This is a genomic window from Vibrio sp. V01_P9A10T6, assembly GCF_963877065.1.
GTDB classification, from domain to species: Bacteria; Pseudomonadota; Gammaproteobacteria; order Enterobacterales; family Vibrionaceae; genus Vibrio; species Vibrio anguillarum.
Genome location: NZ_CAWNTB010000026.1, coordinates 1 through 9,262, shown reverse-complemented (window position 1 = coordinate 9,262; position 9,262 = coordinate 1). Strand labels below are relative to the sequence as shown.

Sequence of the window (9,262 nt, the reverse complement as noted above, 5' to 3'; positions counted from 1 at the left end):
CCAATACATGCGAACTAAGATTTCGATATCGAAATCCATGCGCGTGCCGATCTTATGGTTATTGAGCACCTCAGCGGTAAGGTTTACGGGATACGCGCGAAAACCACACATACTGTCTTTGATCGTAAAGGATAGCGTTTCAATCCAAACCCAAATATGCGTTGCGTAACGGCCATATAAACGCGCTTTGGGTACGCTGTCATCGTAAATCGGCTGACCAGAAATTAGGTGGTTTGGATGTTGCTTTGACGCGGCCAGTAATTTAGGCAGCGCTTGTAAATCATGTTGGCCATCGGCATCAATTTGGATGACGTGACTAAACCCCAACTGCTGCGCTTGGCGAATACCAGCCATTACCGCGCCACCTTTGCCTTGGTTTTGTTCTAGTGTAATTAGGTGAACATGTGTTTGCTGGGCGACGTTGCTCAACGCCTGTTTTGTTTGCTGATTGCTACCATCATCAACCAGTAAAATGGGCAGTTCAAATACGCTGAGTGATGAGACCACTTCTGCTACTGTGCTGCCGTGGTTGTAGCACGGAATTAAAAAACAAGCTTGATAATCAGCCACAGATTTCACCCAACTTCATTTTTCCTGATGAGTGAATGATGTTTAAACCCTCACGCTGTGAACTATAACTAAACGCGAGTTTCTGTTTTTCCTCATCCCAACTTAATGCCAGTTGAACGGTCATGTCTGGCAAGATAGGTTCTTGGAATTTGATCACTTCCATACCTTGAAAGCTTGTGGGTACAGATAAGTATTCTCGTGCATAGCGCAGTGCCCAATCGATTTGGGTAACGCCTGGCAGCAATGGGAAATGCTCAAAGTGTCCTGAAAAATCAATGATGTCGGCGTCAACGCGCAGCGTCAAATTCACCGTGTGAGGCTGAGTGTCAGCACATAATAATGTGGGTGTTCTTTTGGCCATAATCTATTGGGCTTCGTTATTTTTATGGTTGGAATAGTGTTTCTAGTTCAGCAACAAGGCGCTTACCTTGGCTGTTGAGTGGGATCTCTTTTACCACTCTAAAGCGTCGAGGTACAGCAATAGGTTCTAACCATTGGCGCAGTTCAGAACGCAGCAACAGCCAGAACTTCCCCTTTCCAAGTTGAGCTAATTTTTCAGTGCCGCAGGCTGAAAGTACAATCGCTGAGATTAAGATCAAACGTTCACCGTCTTGCTGTGGTAACACGGCTGTTTCACTGATCCACGGCAGTTGTTCAATACGCTGTTCCACTTCAACCAGTGAGATCCGTTTTTCTTCGATTTTGATGATGCGATCGGTGCGACCTTTCAAGGTAAAGTGCCGTTGGTCGGAAAACTCACATTCATCGGCTGTTTGATACCAATGATTTGGATCAATATGTGCAGAGCGCAAGGCTAAGCAGTTCTCGCTGTTAAGTCTTGCTTCAACGGAGGGGAAAAGCTGCCATTGCTGCGTTGCACTGTGCTGTTGCCGAAAAGCGATGCCGCCAGTTTCCGTACTGCCATACACTTCGATAGGTCGTTGCCCAAACAGGGTTTTTGCGTGACAAGAAGCAGAGTAGGGAAGCGGGCCACCGGAAGAAAACAGTGTGCGCAGTGGGCTTGGCTGATGCTCTTGTGATAAGCGTTTCAATAGCGCAGGGCTACTGATCAGCACAGTGTCCGGATGCGCATGTGCGGTCACTTGTTCTGGAAATTCCAAGTTATGGCGGGCAAATGCTCGCCCTGCACACAGTGGCCATAACACACGAAATAGCAGCCCATAAATATGTTGATGAGAAACTGTACTTTCCACTTTTGCACCAATGAGCTGTTCACCCCAAAGCTGCTCTAAAATGGCGATTTCAGCTTCAAGCTGCTGCAGTGTTTTGATGATAGCCTTAGGCTGACCGCTGGAGCCTGACGTAAACAGCGTCACGGTTTGTGTCTCTAATGAAAGTGGTGCAAAACAAACGGCTTCATCGCGCATGTCGTTGGGTAGCGCTAAATAGTTAAGAGAGAGAGTTGGCGTAGAATTGGGTATTGTTATTGCCTCATCACACAGCAACAACTCAAAGTGTTGGCTCAGTTCTGCCAGTGCCGCAGGTTGATAATTACCGGGCAGAATTAATGATTTTTGCGTGTAACAGACGGCGAAAAAACCGACGGAGAACCGATAGCTATCGCCAGCACACAGTGCAATATGATGTTCATTTCGCGACGCTAATTGCCGGCTTAGTTGGCTGACATCGGCGACAAAGTTTGCCCAGTTAATGGTGTTATTGAGGTCAAAAGCAACACAATGCGAATCGTTTCTTGGTGAGGAGAGTAACGTTGCAAGCGAGCAAAAATCGGGGTTGCCGAAAGTCATAGCGTACCTAGCCTTTGCGAATCCTTTGTCTGACTAGCCATTCCGTTACAAAGAGGCTGCCAGCAAGGAGATAACTGATCAATCCGTTATACAACGTCCAGATCTCGATAGGTTGGAAGCAGGTATAAAGTGCGATGGCTCCATTCATGATGAAGTAGAGGCACCACACTTTAGTGACCGTGCGTGTGTACTCAATGCCACTTTGAGGAAGTTCAGGCTCTTGCAGTCTCGCCAGCCGTTCAATCACTGTTTGCGGTTGCGTTAGGCTCAAGGCAAAAAGAGCCAAAAGACATACATTAACCACAACAGGGTAAAACAGTAGCCAACCATGCTGCTGAAAGAGCATCCCCAAAGTCACCAAAGTGATACCAACGAACCCACTAAGCCAAGCCAGTTGCTTCAGTTCTTGAAGCTTGGCTTGCCAACCAGAAAGAATTCTTAAAGCGAAAATAGCGGCTAAGAAGCCCCCTATAGCTTGCAAACCAAACTGATTAATCCCGAAGTAGACCGCGAGTGGGTAGGTAAGCAGGACGATTGCAGACAAAATCGTCAGCAATCGCCGCATTAGCTTTCCTTAACAAGTTCAATAACCGATTCCACCACATCATTGACGGTGCGAACGGTTTTAAACTCTTCAGGCTTGATTTTTTTGCCAGTCACTTTTTGTAAGTGAACGACAAGATCTACAGCATCAATACTGTCGAGATCGAGATCTTGATAAAGGTGAGCGTCTGGTTGAATATCGGCTTCATCAATTTCAAATAGTTCAACGAGAGCTTCTTTAACTTGATCAAATACTTGTTGTTGGTTTACTTCTGTCATAACGCTATCTATTTATTAGTGGCTAGTTTGAGATGAAATATAATTTGCTAAGTTTGCCACTGATGCAAAGTGTTGGCGAGTATTGGAGTCATCAGCGTCAATGACGATATTATACTTCTTTTTAATGGCCAAACCGAGCTCTAAAGCATCGATAGAATCTAAACCTAACCCATCACCAAAAAGTGGTGCGTCAGTTTCGATATCGTTAACTGAGATATCTTCAAGATTTAGTGCGTCGATAATGAGCTGTTTTATTTCTGTGTGTAGTATTTCCACTTCAACCTACTTATATAATGTTCTAGCCGTTTTGAACAAAACCTTGATATACACTTCCCCACTTACAATTGCAGCGGTGTTGTCTACGTTCGCTCACCCCAATCATATCGTTATCTATACGGATGGGGACTTACTCACTTTCCGCTTCGCTGCAACTTGACGTTATGGGGCGATAACTTCAATAGTTTTGTCATTTCTGGTTATTGTTTTGGGGGAAAATCACCTCTGCAAGGTGGCGATTTAAACGTCGTGCTGCAGTGGTGGGGTTATCAGCACCTTCAATAAAAGGTGTGACGACAACTTTACCCTTTATCTCCACATGGAAAAAGGGTTTGGTTTTAGGAACTTGGTACCACTTTTGCTCTTTTGTGAGAAAACTCGGAGAAACGGTAATATGTACGATGCGTAAGTCTCTTTGAGTTCGGATTGCGATTTGCGCCGCACCGCGCTGCAATTTGGGTTTAACGCCGGGTGTGGTTCGCGTGCCTTCAGGGAAAATCAATAATACGTTTCCGCGACTCATGCGTTCCTCGCACACATTTAACAAATCATCAGGTGTTTCATTTGGGATATAACCTGCGGCTTGAACAATCCGTTTCATAAAAGGATTGGCCCAGATAGCTGATTTAACCAAGCAATCGCACTGATGAAGTTGTGATGCAATGAGAACATAATCAATTAAGCTTGGATGATTGGCGATAATAAGGCAGCTTTTATCCTGTTTTAATCGTTCTGCGTTGGTTATTTTATAGTCGATGGCACCTGTTAATTTCATCAACTTACAAAATATATTGAATGAGTTTTGGATTGATTTTTGAACTTTATATTCTCGACGATCTGTTTGCGATGAAAATAATGCAATCAGTGGGATAATAATAAAACTCAGCGTTAATCCGCCTAAACCAAATATAAAAAAACAAAAACCTGTAGCAGCAATACGCCAGTAGCGGTTGAACTCTAACATTTTCGTTGCCATTTCCAAGCGCTTTGCGAGCCCTCAATGATCCATTCAGATTTTTCTGACAAATAGTGGTGAAGAAACGACAATGCTTGCGGCTGTTGTGGCTTGGTATCAGACATCTGCATAGAGAGCGTAAAATCTGAACCGTGAGACAGGGTTAACCCTAAGGCATAGCCTTGAAATTGCCACTCTTCGTATTGTTGGTAGTCGCTAGGTAATGGCTCATCAAAATCAACCAACAGCACTTTGTGACTAGGGTGCCCATTTAAATAGAGCCAAGCTTCTAATATGGCACTTTGAAATGTGTTTTGTGCTGCTGCAATCGAGGTTAACGGGATCGGTTGTTTTGAAGCGATGGTTGCTAGGCCTGCCGCTGTATTATGAACAGATTGTGAAAATGCCATTGGTGAGGCTTCTTCGCCAGTTAATATTGACTTCACGATTTCAACGCTACGATGAAGCTCGCCATGACGACATGAAAATACCATGTAATCAATATGTTGTGATTCTATGGCAGTCAGTGCAGTCTGCACGGCTAATTTGCTCAAACGACTCATTCTGCGGCGCATCATTGGAGGAATATGGTCTGTGTTGAGCGTATTATCGTCAGGCCATATCTCTTCTCTCGCCCAATTTTGCCAATCAGAAGGGTGAGATAAGCCTGCAGAAGTTGCAACCCAAGTATCAATATTTAACGTGATTATTTGCTGTTGATTTGACATAAGATATTGCATTGTTTTTGATAGGGTTAAATACTATGGCACAAGATTATTCTTCGCAACTATAAACGTTTGTATCCTTGACTTAAATATTGATTTTTAAGAATTGAGTCGAACTTAGATTAAGTGTTTGGATATTGTTCACAAATTAAAGTTAGGTTTTAATGTGTTAAATCAAAAAATAGATCCTTATAACGCTTTAGAGGCAAAAACCGAAGCTCAAAAATTATCTTTTGCCCCCATCGTTTTTCATACGGCGCGTACATTACGTGACTTAGGCATACTGGCTGCATTAGATAATGCTGGCGAAAAAGGTTTAAACGCAGAACAAATTGCTCAAGAAACGAGCGTGTCAGAGTATGGCGTTAAAGTATTACTCGATATGGCCATCAGTGCCCACATTGTTTTATGGGATAAACCGAATTATTCATTGGCTAATCTAGGCATTTTTTTGCTGCATGATGGGATGACGCAAGCCAATATGGATTTCACGGCAGACGTTTGTTATGCCGCCATGATGCACTTAACCGAATCGATCACCGAAGGCAAGCCTGCTGGTCTGAAAGAACTCGGCGATTGGGATACCATCTACCAAGGTTTATCGCGTTTGCCCCAGCAAGCTAAAGAGAGTTGGTTCAAATTCGATCACTTCTATTCCGATCGTTCTTTTCCTATTTTGCTGAAAGAAGTGTTTCGTAAAAAACCGAAACATTTGGTCGATATTGGTGGCAATACGGGTAAATGGGCACTGCAATGTTGTCACTATGATTCAGACGTTGAAGTGACGATTGTGGATCTGCCACAACAGTTGGAAATGGCGATGGCTAACGCGCAGCAACAAGGTTTTACGCAGCGTATTCATCCTTTTCCAGCCAACATGCTCGATAAAGAGCAACCGTTACCAAAAAATGCGGACGTGTGGTGGATGAGCCAGTTTTTAGACTGTTTTTCGCCAATGGAAATTTTGAGTATTTTAAAACGCGTTCGCGCCAATCTTTCTGCATATTCGACGGTTTATATTTTGGAACTGTTCTGGGATTCACAGAAGTACGATGCGGCTTCTTATAGCCTCAATGCCACCTCTTTGTATTTTACCTGCCTTGCAAATGGTAATAGTCGCTTCTATCGCAGCGAAGATTTCTTAGAAATCGTTCAAGCAGCAGGATTACAGGTGATCAAACGGACCGACAATATTGGCCTTGGCCACACCTTGTTAGAGCTAAAAGCCCAAGCTTAATTAAAATCGATGCGAGTCAATTCATGAATAAAGAGATAACTCAAGTTGTTATCATTGGTGCGGGCCCTTCGGGTTCGACTGCCGCGGCATTACTCCATGCGCAAAACATACGCGTGTTGGTTATCGAAAAAGCACTTTTCCCACGCTTTTCTATTGGCGAAAGCTTATTACCTGCTTGTATGGAAGTGATAGAAGCGGCGGGAATGTTACCTGATGTTATGCGTGCGGGTTTTCAATATAAAAATGGTGCAGCCTTTCGAAAAAATGGTGTATACGCTCAGTTTGATTTTACCGACAAATATTCGAATGGGCCGGGAACCACTTTTCAGGTACAGCGTAGTCAATTTGATAAAGTATTAGCGGATTCTGCTGTTAAGCAAGGGGTTGAAATTCGTTATCAACATCAACTGACGAATATCGAATTTGAAGAGAATAAATCACAATTATTGGTGACGGATCAACACGGTATAACGTATCAAATTGAAGCCGACTTCGTGCTGGATGCCAGTGGCTTTGGCCGAGTATTGCCTAAGTTACTCGATTTGGAAGAGCCATCGTGTTTACCTCCGAGAAAAGCCATCTTTACCCATATCATTGATCATATCTCCCCTGAACAACCAGACTACGACCGAAACAAGATACTGATCTCCGTCCATCCGCGTAATCCTGACGTATGGTACTGGCTCATTCCTTTTTCTAACGGCACATGTTCATTAGGTGTTGTCGGTGAACCGTCGTTTTTTGACGGCTATCCAAGTGATAAAATTGCGGTGATCCAGCAATTGGTGAATGAAATGCCTGAGCTGGCAGAACTGCTTTCGAAGTCCGAATACCCTAATCCTGCTGGTGAGCTAGGCGGCTATTCTGCAAATGTTAAGCAGTTGGCCACGGTAAATTATGCGTTATTAGGCAATGCTGGTGAATTTTTAGACCCGGTGTTTTCATCAGGTGTAACGATAGCCATGAAATCGGCTCAGTTAGCGGTGTCTTGTGTTGTACGCCAACTAAAAAAAGAAAGTGTAGATTGGCAGCAAGAGTATTCTCAGCCATTAATGGTCGGAGTGGATACGTTCCGCACTTATGTGGAAGGTTGGTACAACGGCATGTTACAAGAGGTGATTTTTTACCAAACGCCCAATCCAAGAATAAAGCAGATGATTTGCTCTATTCTTGCAGGATATGCCTGGGATCGTAGTAATCCTTATGTCGCTGAGCATCAACGACGCTTATCAAGTTTAGCTGAAATTATTCGTACTTCATCTCATTAATAATATCCGCACCGAAATTATGTTTTGGTGCGGATATGCATCTCACATTCTAATTTTATGGGTTTATTCTCTTGTAAGATTATTCCTACACTACATTAACGTGTTGATAAATATGCATTTTAACCAGTTTTGTTCTGATGCCCTATTCTTGGCAATGACGAGCAGGATCGTTAAACTAGTTGGATATTGGAATCAATATCACGAGAATGAATTTGTTACGTATCTACTTGCTGTTAATTTTAGCAATTAACTTACTTTTTAATACTGTTTGTGCTGCCGATTATTTATCAGATTCGGAACGTACCTATTTAAAAGCAAAAAAAGTCATTGTAATGGGTGTATTGTCTGAACCTTGGCTACCTTATTGGGGCGGCATTGAGAATACAATCGGTATTCAACATGATTATGCGGTAGGGATAGGAAAAGAGCTTGATGTCAAAATTGAATATCGTAGCTATCAATCGATAACTGATCTTGTCACTGCTGTGCATGATGGTGATGTGGATTTTGCTATTGGTTTTAGCAAAACAAAAGAGAGAGAAAAAAACATTTTATTCAGTTTGCCACTCTATAATAACCTACGAGTGATTTGGCTAAGGGACAAAAAATTAAATCAGCAAGATATGCATCATTTGAAATGGGTTTGCGTACAAGGTTCATCTTATTGTGAAACATTAGAGCAGAGCCATTACCCACACATATTACTAGCACAAAGTTTCTTAGAATCAGCAGAAATGATGAAGCAAGGTTTAGCCGATGCAACGATAACCAACTATATATCACTCAATCATTATATCAGCCCTAATTCTGGATATGACGGTGAGATTATTGCAGATGGTCGATTAGGTGTCGAAATAAATAGAATCATTTTGCCGATGGGAAATAATGAATTAAAAAGCATTTTTGATAAACTCATTCTTGCTGAAGCAACAGGAAATACAGCTAATAAGATAGACTCGACTAATATTTATTTTTTGAATAATAAAGATAGCCTAAAATTATTAAGTCAAGAAAATAGCAATCAAATTGTCAGATACACCATAGAAGAAGATATATATCCACTCTCTTATTGTGATGAGGGTGATAATCAGGTGAAGGGATATGTCCATGATTTACTCAAGCTCATTGAGTCAAAAAGCTTTCTTAAATTTCAGTATGTGCCGGCCAATGGTAGAGATATTAGACAAATGCTTATCGATAATGAAGTCGATTTATTGCCTTCATTAAATGTCGATGACATCGATAATCGTGATTTTATAGCGACCCCACCTTACACTAATTTGCAATTTGGTTATGTGGTCACTAAAAAGCCTTTTCAACAGAAAAAATTAGCGATATTAGATCGTACTGGTTACTTATATAGCCACTTAAAAATCTATGAAGATAATAAAAAAGTTAAAGTTTATAGAGATCTTAAAAAGGTTATTCTAGATTTAAAATCAGGTAAGATAACTCATGCCTTAATGAATCAAGATATTATAAATCAGCAAATGGCATATCTTGGTGATAAATTCTTGATACTTCCCGCAATAGATAATGAAGGTTACTCTATTAATATCGGTATGGTCTTTCGAAAGGACGAGTCGATATTGTCTGAAATGCTCAGCCGATCTTTAACTATGGTAACTGAGTCTGAGATT

General features: G+C 41.9%; 11 protein-coding genes. 3 read left to right on the top strand and 8 right to left on the bottom strand.

The annotated features are described in order from the left end of the window. From AACQ21_RS01755 to AACQ21_RS01720, 8 genes are all read right to left on the bottom strand, one after another. A partial coding sequence (locus AACQ21_RS01755) for a glycosyltransferase family 2 protein (protein WP_146127551.1) occupies positions 1-579 on the bottom strand: 579 nt, incomplete at its 3' end. Beyond that, positions 563-931, bottom strand: coding sequence for an ApeI family dehydratase (locus AACQ21_RS01750; RefSeq protein ID WP_094150595.1), 369 nt, complete (start codon positions 929-931; stop codon positions 563-565). The genes AACQ21_RS01755 and AACQ21_RS01750, both read right to left, overlap by 17 nt. 22 nt (positions 932-953) lie before the next feature. Beyond that, entirely contained in the window at positions 954-2,339 is a 1,386-nt protein-coding gene (locus AACQ21_RS01745) for an AMP-binding protein (RefSeq protein WP_105977364.1), read from the bottom strand. Between the two features lie 7 nt (positions 2,340-2,346). Further along, positions 2,347-2,904, bottom strand: coding sequence for a hypothetical protein (locus tag AACQ21_RS01740; protein WP_105977363.1), 558 nt, complete (start codon positions 2,902-2,904; stop codon positions 2,347-2,349). Continuing rightward, positions 2,904-3,161 carry an acyl carrier protein gene (locus AACQ21_RS01735; RefSeq protein ID WP_013856486.1) on the bottom strand — a complete coding sequence of 86 codons (258 nt, stop codon included), beginning with the start codon at positions 3,159-3,161 and terminating at the stop codon, positions 2,904-2,906. The genes AACQ21_RS01740 and AACQ21_RS01735 overlap by 1 nt, the downstream gene beginning before the upstream one ends. Before the next feature lie 15 nt (positions 3,162-3,176). Next, positions 3,177-3,437, bottom strand: a complete 261-nt coding sequence (locus tag AACQ21_RS01730; protein WP_019282451.1) for a phosphopantetheine-binding protein — start codon at positions 3,435-3,437, stop codon at positions 3,177-3,179. A gap of 190 nt (positions 3,438-3,627) precedes the next feature. Further along, entirely contained in the window at positions 3,628-4,401 is a 774-nt protein-coding gene (locus AACQ21_RS01725; RefSeq protein WP_181185586.1) for a lysophospholipid acyltransferase family protein, read from the bottom strand. Then, complete coding sequence (locus AACQ21_RS01720; RefSeq protein ID WP_105977361.1) at positions 4,395-5,132, bottom strand: beta-ketoacyl synthase chain length factor; 738 nt, start codon at positions 5,130-5,132, stop codon at positions 4,395-4,397. The genes AACQ21_RS01725 and AACQ21_RS01720 overlap by 7 nt, the downstream gene beginning before the upstream one ends. A gap of 115 nt (positions 5,133-5,247) precedes the next feature. On the opposite strand from AACQ21_RS01720, the gene AACQ21_RS01715 reads away from it, so the two are divergent. From AACQ21_RS01715 to AACQ21_RS01705, 3 genes are all read left to right on the top strand, one after another. Further along, complete coding sequence (locus tag AACQ21_RS01715; protein WP_017045151.1) at positions 5,248-6,354, top strand: class I SAM-dependent methyltransferase; 1,107 nt, start codon at positions 5,248-5,250, stop codon at positions 6,352-6,354. A 23-nt stretch (positions 6,355-6,377) separates the two neighbouring features. Then, positions 6,378-7,622, top strand: coding sequence for an NAD(P)/FAD-dependent oxidoreductase (locus AACQ21_RS01710; protein ID WP_105977360.1), 1,245 nt, complete (start codon positions 6,378-6,380; stop codon positions 7,620-7,622). Positions 7,623-7,801: 179 nt separating this feature from the next. After that, positions 7,802-9,262: transporter substrate-binding domain-containing protein (locus tag AACQ21_RS01705; protein ID WP_258174238.1), on the top strand; the 1,461-nt coding region annotated here is incomplete at its 3' end.